This is a genomic window from Paraburkholderia sp. SIMBA_027 (genome assembly GCF_046535315.1).
Classification (GTDB): Bacteria; Pseudomonadota; Gammaproteobacteria; order Burkholderiales; family Burkholderiaceae; genus Paraburkholderia; species Paraburkholderia tropica.
Genome location: NZ_JAWRWY010001690.1, coordinates 1 through 232 on the forward strand (window position 1 = coordinate 1; position 232 = coordinate 232).

Consider the following 232-nt stretch of genomic DNA (forward strand, 5'->3'; position numbering starts at 1 on the left):
TTCCTGGTTGAACGGCTCAGCCAGTGGGGGGTGACCCGGATCTTTGGTTACCCGGGCGACGGCATCAACGGTGTCTTCGGTGCGCTGAGCCGTGCCAAAGGCAAGATTGAATTCATCCAGGCGCGTCATGAAGAAATGGCCGCGTTCATGGCATCGGCCCATGCCAAATTCACGGGCGAGTTGGGCGTGTGTATCGCCACCTCCGGGCCGGGTGCCTCGCATCTGCTCACCG

At 61.6% G+C, this 232-nt stretch carries 1 protein-coding gene; it reads left to right on the forward strand.

Annotated features, from left to right (window positions below; translation table 11 throughout):
- A partial coding sequence (locus tag SB764_RS44945; protein ID WP_410867430.1) for a thiamine pyrophosphate-binding protein occupies nucleotides 1-232 on the forward strand: 232 nt, incomplete at both ends.